Source organism: Aeromonas sp. PI_26 (genome assembly GCF_027854445.1).
In the GTDB taxonomy this organism is placed as follows: Bacteria; Pseudomonadota; Gammaproteobacteria; order Enterobacterales; family Aeromonadaceae; genus Aeromonas; species Aeromonas veronii.
On sequence record NZ_JAJNOE010000005.1, the window covers coordinates 150,749 to 164,811 of the forward strand.

At 61.7% G+C, this 14,063-nt stretch carries 13 protein-coding genes; 8 read left to right on the plus strand and 5 right to left on the minus strand.

Annotated features, from left to right (window positions below; translation table 11 throughout):
• Window positions 1-7 precede the first annotated feature (7 nt).
• The gene (locus LRL22_RS07955; RefSeq protein WP_270905112.1) at window positions 8-784 is read left to right on the plus strand and encodes an alpha/beta fold hydrolase; all 777 of its coding nucleotides are present in this window, start codon (window positions 8-10) and stop codon (window positions 782-784) included.
• A gap of 70 nt (window positions 785-854) precedes the next feature.
• On the opposite strand, the gene moeB is transcribed toward LRL22_RS07955, so the two are convergent.
• Together moeB and moeA are read right to left on the minus strand one after the other, a co-directional pair.
• On the minus strand, window positions 855-1,610 hold the full coding sequence (gene moeB, locus LRL22_RS07960) for a molybdopterin-synthase adenylyltransferase MoeB (protein ID WP_167572986.1): 756 nt from the start codon (window positions 1,608-1,610) through the stop codon (window positions 855-857).
• Window positions 1,607-2,833, minus strand: a complete 1,227-nt coding sequence (moeA, locus tag LRL22_RS07965) for a molybdopterin molybdotransferase MoeA (protein WP_270905113.1) — start codon at window positions 2,831-2,833, stop codon at window positions 1,607-1,609. Before moeA ends, moeB begins: the two co-directional genes overlap by 4 nt.
• Window positions 2,834-3,141: 308 nt before the next feature.
• Here moeA and folE point away from each other — a divergent pair, with 308 nt between their 5' ends.
• On the plus strand, window positions 3,142-3,798 hold the full coding sequence (gene folE, locus LRL22_RS07970; RefSeq protein WP_042054628.1) for a GTP cyclohydrolase I FolE: 657 nt from the start codon (window positions 3,142-3,144) through the stop codon (window positions 3,796-3,798).
• Between the two features lie 411 nt (window positions 3,799-4,209).
• Window positions 4,210-5,865, plus strand: a complete 1,656-nt coding sequence (locus LRL22_RS07975; RefSeq protein WP_270905114.1) for a methyl-accepting chemotaxis protein — start codon at window positions 4,210-4,212, stop codon at window positions 5,863-5,865.
• Between the two features lie 71 nt (window positions 5,866-5,936).
• Here LRL22_RS07975 and LRL22_RS07980 read toward each other — a convergent pair whose 3' ends face one another.
• A complete protein-coding gene (locus LRL22_RS07980; RefSeq protein WP_270905115.1) occupies window positions 5,937-7,667 on the minus strand; it encodes a formate--tetrahydrofolate ligase in 1,731 nt (576 codons plus the stop codon).
• Between the two features lie 67 nt (window positions 7,668-7,734).
• Between LRL22_RS07980 and LRL22_RS07985 the strand changes: the two genes are divergently transcribed.
• On the plus strand, window positions 7,735-8,163 hold the full coding sequence (locus LRL22_RS07985) for a hypothetical protein (RefSeq protein ID WP_270905116.1): 429 nt from the start codon (window positions 7,735-7,737) through the stop codon (window positions 8,161-8,163).
• A gap of 58 nt (window positions 8,164-8,221) precedes the next feature.
• Here LRL22_RS07985 and LRL22_RS07990 read toward each other — a convergent pair whose 3' ends face one another.
• Window positions 8,222-9,121, minus strand: a complete 900-nt coding sequence (locus tag LRL22_RS07990; RefSeq protein WP_064336533.1) for a LysR family transcriptional regulator — start codon at window positions 9,119-9,121, stop codon at window positions 8,222-8,224.
• A 109-nt stretch (window positions 9,122-9,230) separates the two neighbouring features.
• Here LRL22_RS07990 and LRL22_RS07995 point away from each other — a divergent pair, with 109 nt between their 5' ends.
• The 4 genes from LRL22_RS07995 to LRL22_RS08010 all read left to right on the plus strand — a co-directional run bounded on the left by LRL22_RS07995 (window position 9,231) and on the right by LRL22_RS08010 (window position 12,222).
• Window positions 9,231-9,791, plus strand: a complete 561-nt coding sequence (locus LRL22_RS07995; RefSeq protein WP_005334411.1) for a YceI family protein — start codon at window positions 9,231-9,233, stop codon at window positions 9,789-9,791.
• Window positions 9,791-10,528: a hypothetical protein gene (locus tag LRL22_RS08000; RefSeq protein WP_201980853.1), complete on the plus strand. Its 738-nt coding sequence runs from the start codon at window positions 9,791-9,793 to the stop codon at window positions 10,526-10,528. Before LRL22_RS07995 ends, LRL22_RS08000 begins: the two co-directional genes overlap by 1 nt.
• Before the next feature lie 182 nt (window positions 10,529-10,710).
• A complete protein-coding gene (locus LRL22_RS08005; RefSeq protein ID WP_216951723.1) occupies window positions 10,711-11,835 on the plus strand; it encodes an adenosylhomocysteinase in 1,125 nt (374 codons plus the stop codon).
• Between the two features lie 78 nt (window positions 11,836-11,913).
• Window positions 11,914-12,222, plus strand: coding sequence for a SelT/SelW/SelH family protein (locus LRL22_RS08010; RefSeq protein ID WP_005344153.1), 309 nt, complete (start codon window positions 11,914-11,916; stop codon window positions 12,220-12,222).
• A gap of 114 nt (window positions 12,223-12,336) precedes the next feature.
• On the opposite strand, the gene LRL22_RS08015 is transcribed toward LRL22_RS08010, so the two are convergent.
• Window positions 12,337-14,046 (minus strand): lysophospholipid acyltransferase family protein, encoded by a 1,710-nt coding sequence (locus tag LRL22_RS08015; protein WP_270905117.1) that lies wholly within the window; start codon window positions 14,044-14,046, stop codon window positions 12,337-12,339.
• Window positions 14,047-14,063 lie beyond the last annotated feature (17 nt).

Genomic DNA, 14,063 nt, shown 5'->3' on the forward strand with positions numbered 1-14,063 from the left:
TACACTGATGCGCCGCAATCAGGTGATGAAATTCAACGGTCTTTCCCTGCGCAGCGCGGGGGAGGGCCCCTTGCTGTTGCTGCTGCATGGGCTGGGCTCCTCCAGCCTCGACTGGCAGGCGCAGATCGAACGGTTTTCCGAACACTACCGGGTGGTGGCGCTGGACTTGCGCGGCCACGGCCAGAGCATGCAGGAGGGGCCGTTCGATGTGGCGACCCTGGCAGCCGATGTGGTGAACTGGCTCGATGCACAGCCAGAACCCGCCTGGGTCGTGGGATTGTCGCTGGGGGCCATGGTAGCGCTGGAGCTGGCGCTGCAACTGCCCCACAAGGTGCAGGGGTTGGTGCTGGTCAACGGTTTTAGCGAGTTTCTGCTGGAGAGCCCCAAAGAGCAGGAGCGTTACGCCCAGCGCCTCAAGTGGCTGCGCTGGTTCGGTATGCGCCCCCTCGCCTGGTGGCTGGGACGCGAGCTCTTCCCGGGCCCGGATCTGGCACAGGTGCGCCACACCTTCCGGCTGCGTTTCGTGCGCAATAAAAAGAAAACCTACAAGGCGCTGCTGGAGGCGCTACCCGGCTGGTCGGTACGTGCCCGGCTCGGCGCCATCTGGCAGCCGGTGGCCATCATCTCCACCAGTCACGACTACCTGCCGCTGGCCAAACGGGTAGAGCAGTTTGCCGCCCTGCCCAACGCCACCATCCACACCCCCAACGGCCACCACGCCTGGCCTGCGGAAGATCCCTCGGGCTTTAATCACCTGTTGCAAAGGATCCTCACGACCCATTGAGGAAGGGGTTGTTAGGTGCAGGTACCAAAAAGCCGAACCACGGGGTTCGGCTTTTTTGATCCCGTTTGCGTCAAGGATGGGAACAGACCGGGCAGTCGGGGCGCTTGGGCAGCTTCATCTCGCGGAAGGTGCCGCTCAGGCCGTCGATCATCAGCAGGCGGCCGCTGTAGCTTTTGCCCATGCCTGCCAAGAGCTTGATAGCTTCCAGCGCTTGCAGGCTACCCACCAATCCCACCACGGGGGCGAGCACGCCCGCCTCGACGCAGGTGAGGGCCTGCTCGCCAAACAGGGCGCTGAGGCAGGCGTAGCAGGGCTCATCTTCCTGCCAGGTGAAGCTGCAGAGCTGACCCTCCAGCCGGATGGCGGCGCCGCTGACCAGTGGCACGCCATGCTGGCGTGCCTTTTGGTTGAGCAGGTTGCGAATGGCCAGGTTGTCAGTGCAATCCAATACCAGCTGGTGTTGGGGCAACAGGGTATCGAGCAGCGCCTCGTCGGCCACGGCCGCGTGGGTCTCGACGTTGAGCCAGGGATTGAGCGCGCGCAGCGACTGGGCGGCAGAGTCTACCTTGTAGTGACCGATGCGCTCATCGTTGTGCAGCACCTGACGCTGCAGGTTGGAGAGCTCCACCTTGTCGAAATCGACCAGGGTGAGTCGGCCAACCCCGGCCACCGCTAGATACTGGCTGGCGGCGCAACCAAGGCCACCGGCACCGATCACCAGCACACGGGCTTGTTTGAGCGCCTCCTGCCCCTCGAAATCGAAGGATTTGAGGATGATCTGGCGGTTGTAGCGCAGCAGTTCGGCGTCGCTGAGGATCTCGCTCACAGCAGCAATCCCCCGAATGGCTCCACGGTTACTGTCTCGCCCACGGCGACGCGGCCCCGTTCCCGTTCAAGAACGATGTAGCAGTTGGCTTGCGACAGGGAGCTGAACACGGCGGAGTCCTGCGAGCCGGTGCTGCGCACCTCGAGGCCGTTTGGTCCCTGACTCAGAATGCCGCGCTGGAAGTCGAGTCGGCCCGGGCTCTTTTTGAGTGGTTCGGCCGCAATGGCTTGCAGCTGGAGCGGGCGCTCGAAGTGCTGGCCCGCCAGCTTGGCCAGCGCCGGTTGCACCAGCTGATCGAAGGTGACCATGGCGGAGACGGGGTTGCCCGGCAGGCCGAAGAACCAGGCGCGGGGCAGACGGCCAAAGGCAAACGGCTTGCCCGGCTTGATGGCCAGCTTCCAGAAGCCAATCTCGCCGAGCTCGTCCAGCAGTTGTTTGGTGAAATCTGCTTCCCCTACCGAGACACCGCCGGTGGTGATGAGTACATCGGCCTCTTCATCGGCGCGGATAAAGGCGGCGCGCAGCTGGGCGGGATCGTCCGGGATGATGCCAAGGTCGAGGCAGTCGCAGCCCAGCCGCGCCAGCATGGCCCGCACGCCGTAGCGGTTGGAGTCATAGATATCGCCGTGGGCGAGCGGGGTGCCGACCGGTTTGAGCTCGTCACCGGTACTGAAAATAGCCACTTTCAGCGGGCGGCGCACTGCGACAGTGGCCACGCCAAGGGAGGCCAGCAGTGGCATCTCTCTTGGGGTGAGGCGAGTGCCGGCAGGCAGCACACAGGCGCCCTTGCCGATATCGCTGCCGGTGCGGCGGATATTCTGGCCCGGTTCGGGTTGTGCCAGAAAAGTGATCCGATCGCCGTCGGCCTGCGTTTCTTCCTGCATCACCACCGCATCGGTGCCTGCGGGTACCGGGGCGCCTGTCATGATCCGCACGCAGTGGCCAGCGGGCCATTCGCCCTGGTAGGGCTGACCGGCAAACGCCTTGCCCGCCATGATGAGCGGGGTGCCGCTGGCGAGATCCGAAAGGCGCACGGCGTAACCGTCCATGGCGGAGTTGTCGAAGGGGGGCACGGCGAGGGGAGAGGCGATGTCGCTGGCAAGAACCCGGCCAAGGGCCTCTGGCAGGGGCAACTGCTCGCTGTCGCAGCAGCAGGCGAGTTGTTCCAGCATCCCTTGCAGGGCATCGCTTAAGGGGAGTAGTCCGCTGGTATCAAATCCCATCGTCATGACCTCTTTCTATGATTGAAGGCGGGATTATCACAAAAATCCCCGGGGATGGGCAGGTTATCTCAAGGATTCTCGGGGTAATCGGCGCTGAAACGGGGTGAGATGGCCATAAAGTATGAGGTGACGCACAAGTTGACTTGAATCTTGGCGGCAATGGCCGTTTACTATGCCGCCATAACAGATGGCCGTTACATCCCGAGTGGCGACCATTACAGCGATACCGTCGGCCCTGTACGCCGCCATAACATAAGGGGTTGCTCGATGAGCTGCCCTCACAGTCCCTGAGCGTGGGAGAGAAGATAATGACAACCTTAAGTCCGGAAGCCTTGCTGGTCAGGGCTGCCCTCGAAGCCCAGGGACTGGAAACCCCCCTGGTCACCAACGAGCTTAACAGCCAGCAGAAGCGGGAGAAGATCGAAGGCCATATGCGCTCCATCATGGAGACGCTGGGGCTGGATCTGGCCGATGACAGTCTGGCCGAGACGCCGCATCGCATCGCCAAGATGTACGTCAATGAGATCTTCTCCGGCCTCGATTATTCCACCTTCCCCAAGGTGACAGTGATCGAGAACAAGATGCAGGTGGACGAGATGATCATGGTGCGGGACATCAGCCTCACCAGCACCTGCGAGCACCACTTCGTCACCATCGACGGCATGGCTCATGTGGCCTATATCCCTCGAGGCAAGGTGATTGGCCTGTCGAAGATCAACCGCATCGTGCAGTTCTTTGCCCGCCGTCCCCAGGTGCAGGAGCGGCTCACCCAGCAGATCCTGCTGGCGCTGCAGACCCTGCTCGGCACCAAGGATGTGGCCATCAGCATCAAGGCGACCCACTACTGCGTCAAGGCGCGCGGGGTGATGGATTCGACTTCTTACACCACCACCACCTCCCTCGGTGGGGTGTTCAAGACCCAACCCGATACCCGGGCCGAATTTCTGGGCGGCCTGCGCGGATAAGATGGCGGTTATTTTGTAACCGCCTTGCTGAATAAACGAGACGCCAGCAGCCATTGCTGGCGTTTTTCATTGGTTCCGGATGAGAGTGGCGGCCTGCAACGGTTTGGCCCGTGCGGCTTGCACTATGCAAACGTTATGTATTTTTTCGATTTATTCATCTGAGCGGTATATTTAATCGAGCACGATAAATTCCTCGTTTTCACCTTACAAAAAGTAACCGGACAGACTCTTTCCGAACCATCACAATCCGGTTACTCTAGCGCCCCCTCACGGCTCTCGCTGCCGCTCATGGAATTCAGAGATATTCATCAAGGTTGGATGGTGCGCCACTGAACAGGTGGCCAGATAGTTCATGCCAGGAGGGCGTGAACCGGACGAGTGCTACGAATTTAACGACCACCAGGATATCCCATGAATACCAGTACCATGACCATAGGTAAAAAACTCACCGCCGGCTTTGCCGTGCTCGGTTTGATGGTCGCCTTTATCGGCGGTTTTGCCCTTGTCCAGTTTGGCAACATGAATGATGTTGCCATCCGGTTTACCGACAGCATCTTGCCAGCGGTCAATCGCACCAGCGCGATCGGGGATTCTCTCGGTGAGTTGCGTCGTTATGAGCTGGGTTATTTCGTGGTGGCCGGCGAGCCGCTGAAAAGGGCTGAATATCGGAATATTGCCAGTCAGCAGCTTAACTCGATCGCGCAGCAGCTGATTGCCCATGACAAGACGATCTGGCCTGAGGATGTGGCGGAGCGCCGTACCTTCGATACGGTGAAATCTGACTGGGATCGTTACGTCGCCCTGCACCAGCGAGTCAAACAGCTGCAAGACAGCGATCAGCTTGCCGAAGCCCAACGCATCTTCCTTGAGGAGGGGGTTCCCCTTTACACCGCGCTGAGCAAGTCAGTGGCCTCCCTTATCCAGATTAACCATGGTTATGCGTCTGAATCCCGCAGCGATATTGTCGACTCTTATCAATCCGCCAACCTGAGCGTCACCATCGCGCTGGTGATCGGCCTGATCCTTGTGGTGGTGCTCTCCGTGGTACTGACCCGCCAGATCCGCGACCCGCTGATCATGCTGGCCCGTCAGGCCCAGCGTATTGCCAATGGCGATCTGGGTCAGGGCGAACTGCAGCAGTGGATCCGTGACAGCCGCTTCAACCGCGATGAACTGGGTCAGCTGGGCTCCGCCATCAACCGGATGCAGGGTTCCCTCTCCGATCTGGTGAGCGAGATCGCCGGCTCCGTGAGCCAACTCAGCAGCGCAGTGGAGGAGGTGAGCGCCATCTCCAGCCAGTCTGCCAGCGGCATGGCCATCCAGCAGAACGAAGTCTCCCAGGTGGCGACCGCCATGAACGAGATGCAGTCCACCGTCAATGAAGTGGCCCGTAACACCACGGATGCCATGAGCGCCGCCAAGGATGCCTCCCGCACCTCTGCTGCCGGCAGCGAAGTGGTACGCAGCTCCATTGCCAGCATCGAAGAGGTGTCGGTCAAGATTGAACAGGCGGGCACAGTGGTGCAGCAGCTTGAGGCCGATAGCGCCAATATCAGCGTGGTGCTGGATGTGATCCGCGATATCGCCGGTCAGACCAACCTGCTGGCCCTTAACGCTGCCATCGAAGCGGCCCGTGCCGGTGAGCAGGGCCGTGGTTTTGCGGTCGTTGCGGATGAAGTGCGTTCATTGGCCCAGCGTACCCAAGACTCCACCGCCGAGATCAGCAAGATGATCGAGCTGCTGCAGAGCCGCGCCGCCGAGGCGGGCAACGCCATGCAGCTGAGCCGTCACCAGATGCAGGAGAGTGTCGGTCTGGCACGGGATGCCGGTACCAGTATCGAGACCATCAACGGTGCCGTGGTGCGCATCACCGACATGAACACTTTGATCGCCACCGCCACCGAAGAGCAGAACGCGGTGACCGAAGAGCTCAACCGCAGCATCGTCAACATTCACAATGCCGCTGACGAGAATGCCCAGGGCGCTCATCAGATCGCCCAGGCTTGCGTCGAGCTGAGCAAGCTGGCCAACACCCTGCACCATATGACCCAGCGCTTTACCCTCTAAGGGTTGATGCATGGATAACAGAAGGCCCCGCAATTGGCGGGGCCTTGTTGTTTCTAGCGTTGTGGAAGGGCTCAGCTCAGGCCGACTATCTCGCCGTTCTCATCGATATCGATATGGCGATAGGCAGGCAGACTGCCCAGCCCCGGCATGGTCATGATGGGGCCCGCCAGCGCATAGACGAACCCGGCACCGGCGCAGAGCTTCACCTCGTCGATGGGCACCTCGAAATCGGTCGGCACCCCTTTGAGGGCGGGGTCATGGCTGATGGAGAGCGGCGTCTTGGCCACGCAGATGGGCAAGTGATCCCACCCTTCGGCGGAGAGCTGGGCCAGCTGCTGGCGGGCTTTGTCGGAGAGCTGCACTCCGCGGCCGCCGTAGCCGCACTCCACCAGGGTCGCCAGTTTGGCGTCGAGGCTCGCCTCGTCGGGGTAGAGCAGTTTCACCTTACCTGGTTGCTCGCAGGCGGTGACCACGGCGCGGGCCAGCTCGCTGGCACCGGCACCACCCTGGGTGAAGGCGTTGGAGATGGCCGCGCCACAGGCACCGGCTTGCTGGGCTTCATGGGCCAGCAGCGCCAGTTCGGCCTCGCTGTCGGTGGGGAAGCGGTTGATGGCGACCACCACCGGCACCCCGTAGCGGCGGGCGTTCCGGATATGCCAGGCGAGGTTGGCGCAGCCTTGCTTGAGGGTTGGCAGATCTTCCCCCTGCAGGCTGGCTGGCAGTGGCTGGCCCGGTCGGATATCGAGCAGACCGCTGTTGGCTTTGAGGCCGCGCACCGTGGCCACCAGCACCACGCAGGCGGGGGTAATACCGGATTGGCGGCTCTTGATGTTGAAGAACTTCTCCAGCCCCATGTCGGAGCCAAAACCCGCCTCGGTCACCACATAGTCGGTCAGGCCAAGGGCGATGCGATCGGCGATCACCGAGGAGTTGCCGTGGGCGATATTGGCAAAGGGACCAGCGTGCACCAGCACCGGCGTCTGCTCGGTGGTTTGCATCAGGGTCGGCTGCAGCGCGTCTTTCAGCAGCACCGTCATGGCGCCCGCCACTTCCAGCTGCTCGGCAGTGATGGGCTTGCCGTGGATATCGCGGGCCAGCTGGATGCGGCCGATGCGCTGACGCAGGTCTTTCAGATCGCTCGCCAGCGCCAGAATGGCCATCAGCTCGGAAGCGGCGGTGATGACGAAACGATCGCTGCGTTCCACACCATCGGCAGCGCCCCCCTGTCCAATCGTGAGGTGGCGCAGGGCGCGGTCATTCATGTCGAGGGTGCGCGGCCAGAGGATGTTGTCAGCATCGATATCGAGCCGCGGCAGGCCGGTTTTGGCGGTGAACTGGTCGCCGAGTTTGCGCTCATGGAACAGCCGGGCATCGAGGGCTGCTGCCGCCAGATTGTGAGCCGCAGTCAGAGCGTGAAAATCGCCGGTGAGGTGGAGGTTCATCTCCTCCATCGGCACCACCTGAGCGTGGCCGCCACCGGCAGCGCCCCCCTTGACCCCGAATACCGGCCCGAGGCTCGGCTGGCGGATAGTGGCGATGCTGGGCTGGCCGATATGGTTGAGCCCCATGGAGAGGCCAAGGGTGGTCACCGTTTTCCCTTCTCCGAGCGGGGTCGGGGTGATAGCGCTCACCAGTACCAGCTTGCCGCGCTGTGTGGGTTGAGACGTGAGCAGGTCGATGCTGAGTTTGCCTTTGTAGTGGCCATGAGGGCTGAGCAGGTGTTGGGGGATGGCGAGGCGTTCGGCCAGCGCGTGGATTGAGAGACGGGGGGACTGGCGGGAGATCTCGATATCGCTTAGCATCAGCACCTCGTTGGCATATCGGGGTAAAATATGCGGCGCAGTCTAGTGGAATATAACGGGTAATCCAATGACGAAAACGATTTTATTTGGTGATGGTGAGGTTCGTCAGAATCCTGTTCTGCTGGATCTCAACGCACTCTATCATCCCCCCAAGCAGCCGATGACGGCGCTGGGGATTGTCAGCGCGCTGGTGCCGTTGTTCGGTTTCGGCTGGCAGGCGATGACCCAGGACCCCGAAACCCAGCTGTGCCACGAGATCCGCAAACGGGTCAACAAGCACAAGACCGACGAGGCAAACCTCATTTTGATCCTGCAGCTGGCCGCCATGTTTGACTGCCCCGAGATTGAAGTGGCGCTCCCCTATGCCTTCAGTGAGCAGCAGTTGTCGGTGATACGCACCCGTTTGCCACGCTGGCAGTTAAGCCTCGAGCAGGAGCGTCTGCTAGCCAAGCTCACCCCTGTTGCCGCATCCACCACCGCATCCGGCCAGCGTTAGGTTTCAAGCCAGACCAGCAGGCCGGACAGTCAGGCCGTACCCTCAGCTCTGGCAATCATCACGGCTTATCCCACTGTTGCGGGGCGAGATAGCGCTCCTGCACGAACTCGATAAAGCAGCGCACCTTGGCCGAGACGAAGCGGCGGTGCGGATAGACCGCATAAAGTCCCACCTCTCCCTTGTCCCACTCCGGCAGCAGGCTGACCAGCTGTCCTGACCGCAGGGCCTCCCCCACGATAAAGGTGGGCTGCAATATGATGCCCTGATCATCACAAGCGGCGCGAGTCAGCGCCACCCCGTTGTTGGCCCGCAGCGGCCCCTGTGGCCGGATGCTCTGCTGCTCGCTTCCCCGTTTGAAGTGCCACTCCGGCTGGGTCAGGGTGTAGATCAGACAGTCGTGCTGCTTGAGATCCTCGGGTTTTTCCGGTCTGCCCTTGCGCGCAAGATAGGCGGGGCTGGCGCAAAGCTCGACCCGAATGGTGGCCAGCTGGCGCGCCACCAGCGAGGAGTCGCTGAGGTGGCCGATCCGCAGCGCCAGATCGAACCCCTCTTCCACCAGCGCTACCCGCCGGTCACTGTACTCGATATCGAGCTTGAGATCGGGAAAGCGCTGGCGAAACAGCGGTAGGGCGGGGGAGAGGTGCAGATAGCCAAAATCCATCGGCACCGAGAGCTTGAGAGTGCCGTTCGGCTGCTGGTTGTGGTGGGTCAGCTGGCTGTGGGTCTCTTCCAGCTCCGCCAGCAGGGCGAGGGAGCGCTGGTAGTAGAACTGCCCCGCTTCGGTGGGATTGACCTGGCGTGTAGTGCGCGACAGCAGCCGGGTGGCGAGGGACTCCTCCAACTGCTGCATTAGCTTGGAGGCCATGGCGACCGAGATGCCGAGCTGGTTGGCGGCCTTGGTAAAGCTCTGGCACTCCACCACCTTGATAAAGGTACGCATGGCGGCGATCTGGTCCATTTTCCATCCTCAGTAAATAATGAATTTAATAAATCACTGATTATTCATCTTCAGAACGAGGTTAGCATTTTAACCACTGATGTGAACCCCAAGATGAAGGAACGAACGGATGAAAATGACCAAGGCTCTGCTGGCCTCCTGCCTGTTTATGGCTACCCCTCTGATGGCGGCGGATTATGATGTGGATGCGGCGCACACCACGGTGCAGTTCAAGGTGGGTCACCTGGGCTTCTCCGAGCTGGTGGGTCGCTTCAACACCTTCAGCGGCACCTTCAGCATGGATGACGCCAACCCGGCGGCCGCCAAGGCGAGCTTTGAAGTGGATGCCGCCAGCGTCGACTCCAATCACGAGGCCCGCGACAAGCACCTGCGCAGTCCGGACTTCCTCGACGTGAAGCAGTATCCCAAGATGACCTTCGTCAGCTCCGCTTACGAGGGCACCAAGGATAAAGGCGTGCTGAAAGGGACCCTGACTCTGCACGGTGTCTCCAAGGAAGTGGCCTTCGATCTGGTCAAGATCGGTGAGGGCAAGGATCCCTGGGGCGGCTACCGCAGCGGCTTCAACGCCTCCACCACCATCAAGCGCAGTGACTTTGGCGTGAGCTACATGCTGCCCGGCATTCCGGACGAGATGAACATCAACCTGTTTGTCGAAGGCGTGCGCAAGTAATGGGCGCGGAACTTCTGCTGCAAACCCTGGCGGCTCCTCTGGGAGCCGCTTTGCTATCGTGGCGCTGGCCGCGACTGGGTTATCTGTGGGGCGCGCTGGCGCTCTGGCTGGTGGGCTCATTGCTCGGCGGTCTCTATGGTATTCCGGCCAAGGCGTGGCAGTGGCTGCCGCTGACCCTGCTGGTGCCCGCCATTGCGGCTCAGGTGAACGATCTGCGCGGTTCACTGCTGCTCTTTGCGGTGTTCAGTGCGCTGGTGTGGTGGCAGGGGCTGGCCTCGGTACTGGCGAGCGAGCCCGGGATCTGGCTGGCACTGCTGCCCGCCATCCTCTGGTTTGGCTGGAGCACCTTGCGCGGTGACAGCCGCGAGGGGCTCGGGTTTGCCCTCGGTTTTATCTGGCTGGCGCTGGTGATCGGCATCGATGGCAGCCTGCTGATTGCCCAGCTGGCAGGTGCCTTGGCAGCCTTTGCCGGTTTTCGCGCCCTGCTTGCCACCTTTGTTGGCATCAAGGTAGCACCCGCCGGTCTGGCGCTGGCCCTCGCCTTCGTCCAGATGCTGGCCTGGCAATATGTGGAGGTGCCGCTGGTGGTGTTGCTGCCGGTCTGGTTGCTGCCGCTGCTGGAGTGGGCGTTGCGTGACAAACCCTGGCCAGTGCGTTGGGGTGGGTTGATCCTGCTCGCTGCCGCGGGAACCGGGCTCAGCCTATGGTGGGTCTGGCCTGCTGCTTCTTTGTACTGATACTTGTGTGGAAAATGGTCAAATGGCGCCATTTTTGCATACCTGCTCATACTCTTGGCAGATAATGATTGAGCCCCCTATGTGTTTCAGATAAAAAGGATTTTCATTTTATTTGGACACACACAGAACCCGGCCGCGCCGGGTTCTGTTTGCCTGCTTTGCGGCACATAAGGAGGCCACAGTTGCGCAGTCAAGGATCTGAGCATCTGTTTTTTCGCCATTTCACCGGACAGGGACGTATCGATGGTCTCTGCATTCTGCTGGTCACTCACCTGCTTCCCGATCGCCCCCGTTTTATCGACGCTCTCGGTCAGATTGGACGGATTGGTGCCATTTTGCCCAAACCGAAATCGGTACACGGCCCGACCCTGGAGTGGGTATCCCAGCACTATCCGGTGCTGCCCCTCAACCGACGCTGGACCAATGAACCCGACAGCCTCATCCAGCAGATTGCGCCGCTGGTGGCCCCCCACGAGCGGTTGCTGATCCTCGATATTGGCGGTTACTTTGCCAAAACCCAGGTGATCTTGAGTGAATACTTCGGCCCCCGTTTCCTCGGGGTGGTGGAGATGACCGAGAACGGCCATCAACGCTATGAGCAGGAGGTGCTGGCGACCCCGGTGGTGTCGGTGGCACGCAGTCCCCTCAAGCAGGCCGAGGATATCCAGATTGGTTTGAGCGTGGTCTACTCCGCGGAGTCGCTGGCTCGTAACCTCAACCGTACTTTCAACGTCTGCGAAGCCGTGCTGTTTGGCTATGGCAAGGTGGGGCGCAGCATCGCCCGCGACCTGCGCTGTCGCAACCTCCATCTCGGGCTGGTGGAAACAGATGTGCTGCGACAGGTCGAAGCGCTCTCTCACGGTTTTCGCTTGATCACCAAGGCTGAAGCCTTGAGCCGCGCCGAGCTGGTGATCTGCTCTACCGGCAACGGCTCGCTGGATTTGGCGGATCTGCAGGCGCTGCGCCCCGGCACCATGGTGGCCTCGGTCACCTCGGCCGATGACGAGTTTGCCTTCTCGCTGGCCCAGTTGCCGTGGCCGAGCGAAGAGGTGTGCCCCCATGTGCTGGCCCTCAACCGGCCGGATGGTACCCAGATCTACCTGCTCAACCGGGGCGAGGCGGTCAACTTCGTCCATGGCGCCGTGATTGGCGAATATGTCTATCTGGTGCTGGCGGAGATCATGGAAGGGATCCGGATGCTGGCGGCAGGCCCTCTTGCTCCCGGCCTGTTCGAGCTGCCAGAATCGGCGATGCGTACCATTGCCCGCCATTGGCTGGCCGATTTTCATGGGGTTGATCAGCGCTGATTTGACCGAACCGGGATTGGCCATTGGGTGGCGGTACGCCATTTCCCGCCATTGGCCGCTTTTTTTATGGAGTCACTCATGACCGAGTCTGAAACCCTGATCAGCAAACCCCGCATCGAAATCCGCTACTGCACCCTCTGTCGCTGGATGCTGCGCGCCGCCTGGCTGGCGCAGGAGCTGCTTTCCACCTTTGACAGCGATCTGGGGGAGGTGGCGCTGGTGCCGGCCAGCAAGGGGGAGTTCCGCATTCTGGTGAACGGGGTGCAGGTGTGGGATCGGGTGGTCGATGACGGCTTCCCCGAGGCCAAGGAGATCAAGCAGCGGGTGCGCGATGTTATCGCCCCTGAGCGGGATCTCGGCCACTCGGATCGCAAGGCGGCCGAGTAACGCCAGATGGGCCGAGCGCCTCGAAAAGGTGCTGAGCATGAGAGCTAAAGGAGAGGGAGGCGATGGCCTCTCTCTCCTTTTTTGCCTTTGGCTGTTTGCCTGGCGCCTGCAGGGCTATGAGCGCGGCTCGGCCAGATGACTGCCGATATAGCGGGCCCGCTTGTGGGGCTTGATGCGGCTCACATCGACCCACACCAGCCCGTCGATGCAGTGGTTGAAGTCGGGGTCGATGCCAAAATCCATAAACTGGACGCCGCCCGGCTCGCACAGCTCGGAATACTGCTTGTAGAGGGTAGGGATGGCGCAGCCCAGATTGTCGAGACGGGCCTTGAGTGCTTTGAGATCGGCGCCGTAATCCACCCCTTCGAACAGAGGCTGCGTCTCGGGGTAGGGACGGCGGGAGGGGGCTAGCGCCAGCGCGGGGGCAAAGTGCTGGCGGTAGAAGCTAACCAGCAGATCCTTGGCCGCCGGCGGCAGGCTGCCGGAGAGCGACACCGGGCCAAACAGGTAGCGGTAGCGGGGATAGCGGGCCAGATAGGCACCGATGCCGAACCAGAGATAATCGAGCCCCCGCTTGCCCCAGTAGGCGGGCTGGATAAAGCTGCGGCCAAGCTCGATGGCCTGCTCCAGCCGGGGCAGCAGCTTATCCTCAAAGCCGAACAGGGTGTGGCTGTAGAGGCCATCCTTCCCCTTGCTGGCCAGCAGCTCGGCCACAGGGGCGAACCGGTAGGCACCGATAATATCGAGCCGGGCCGGATCCCAGAGGATCAGGTGGTGATAGTCGTTGTCAAAGCCATCGAGATCCCGCCGCTTGCCAGACCCTTCCCCCACAGCGCGAAAGGCGATCTCCCGCAGCCGCCCCAGCTCGCGCAGGATCACCGAGTGACTCAGTTCATGGCGGCGATAGAGGTAGATCCCCTGACCATCCGGGGTGGTGCCGAGCTGTTCGCAGCTTTCGATGGCCTGTTTGAGCTGGCGGCGATCCTCCGGCAGGGCGATGGGGGCCTCGGTCTGCAGGCGCCCTGCCTTGCCACGGCCAATCCGGTAGAGGTGGTTGCGCACCAGCCGCGCCGCCGTCTTGGCGGGCAGCTCCTGATAACTGCCGAGCGGAATGCGCGCCCCTATGGTCACCGGCAGGGTTTGCCCCTGCTGGCGAAACAGCTGGCGTACCAGCAACAGGGCGGAGGCGGGCTTGTTGAGCCAGGAGGCGAGATAGAACCAGAGGCTGTTGCGCCCCCCCAGATGGATGGGCACCAGCGGGGTGCGGGTGCGCTGGGCCAGTTTGATAAAGCCTGCCTGCCAGGGGCCATCTTTCACCCCCTTGAGGCCAAGCCGCGAGACTTCACCTGCGGGGAAGATCACCAGCGCCCCTTCATGGGCGAGGTGTTCATTCATAGCGAGGATGGCCTGTCGATCGGTCTTGCCCTCCATATTGTCTACCGGCAATAGCAGAGGGCGCAGCGGCGCGAGCTGGGCCAGCAGCTGGTTGGCGACGATCTTCACATCGGGTCGGATGCGGCCGAGCAGTTGCAGCAGCGCCAGTCCGTCCAGCGAGCCGATGGGGTGGTTGGCGACAAGAATGACCCGGCCGCTGGCGGGAATATGCTCGAGTTGCGCCTCGCTGACCCGATAGTCGAAATCGAGTTGGGTCAGCGCCTGCTCGACAAAGTCGAGGCCGCGCAGGTGCGGGTAGCGGGTGGCAAAGTCGGCAAAGGCCTGTTCGTTGAGCAGCCAGCCCAGCAGCCGCTTTAACAGCGGGGTGAGCAGGGGGTAGCCAAGCAGGCGGGGGAAGTGCTGGGTCAGCAGGGTATCGATAGTGAACATCTGGAGGGCTCCGGCGA

Coding starts and splice junctions, on each gene's coding strand:
- folE (WP_042054628.1), top strand. CDS start 3,142: ATGACAACCTTAAGTCCGGAAGCCTTGCTGGTCAGGGCTGCCCTCGAA.
- LRL22_RS08010 (WP_005344153.1), top strand. CDS start 11,914: ATGACCGAGTCTGAAACCCTGATCAGCAAACCCCGCATCGAAATCCGC.
- LRL22_RS07975 (WP_270905114.1), top strand. CDS start 4,210: ATGAATACCAGTACCATGACCATAGGTAAAAAACTCACCGCCGGCTTT.
- LRL22_RS07990 (WP_064336533.1), bottom strand. CDS start 9,121: ATGGACCAGATCGCCGCCATGCGTACCTTTATCAAGGTGGTGGAGTGC.
- LRL22_RS07955 (WP_270905112.1), top strand. CDS start 8: ATGCGCCGCAATCAGGTGATGAAATTCAACGGTCTTTCCCTGCGCAGC.
- LRL22_RS08015 (WP_270905117.1), bottom strand. CDS start 14,046: ATGTTCACTATCGATACCCTGCTGACCCAGCACTTCCCCCGCCTGCTT.
- LRL22_RS07980 (WP_270905115.1), bottom strand. CDS start 7,667: ATGCTAAGCGATATCGAGATCTCCCGCCAGTCCCCCCGTCTCTCAATC.
- LRL22_RS07985 (WP_270905116.1), top strand. CDS start 7,735: ATGACGAAAACGATTTTATTTGGTGATGGTGAGGTTCGTCAGAATCCT.
- LRL22_RS07995 (WP_005334411.1), top strand. CDS start 9,231: ATGAAAATGACCAAGGCTCTGCTGGCCTCCTGCCTGTTTATGGCTACC.
- LRL22_RS08000 (WP_201980853.1), top strand. CDS start 9,791: ATGGGCGCGGAACTTCTGCTGCAAACCCTGGCGGCTCCTCTGGGAGCC.
- moeA (WP_270905113.1), bottom strand. CDS start 2,833: ATGGGATTTGATACCAGCGGACTACTCCCCTTAAGCGATGCCCTGCAA.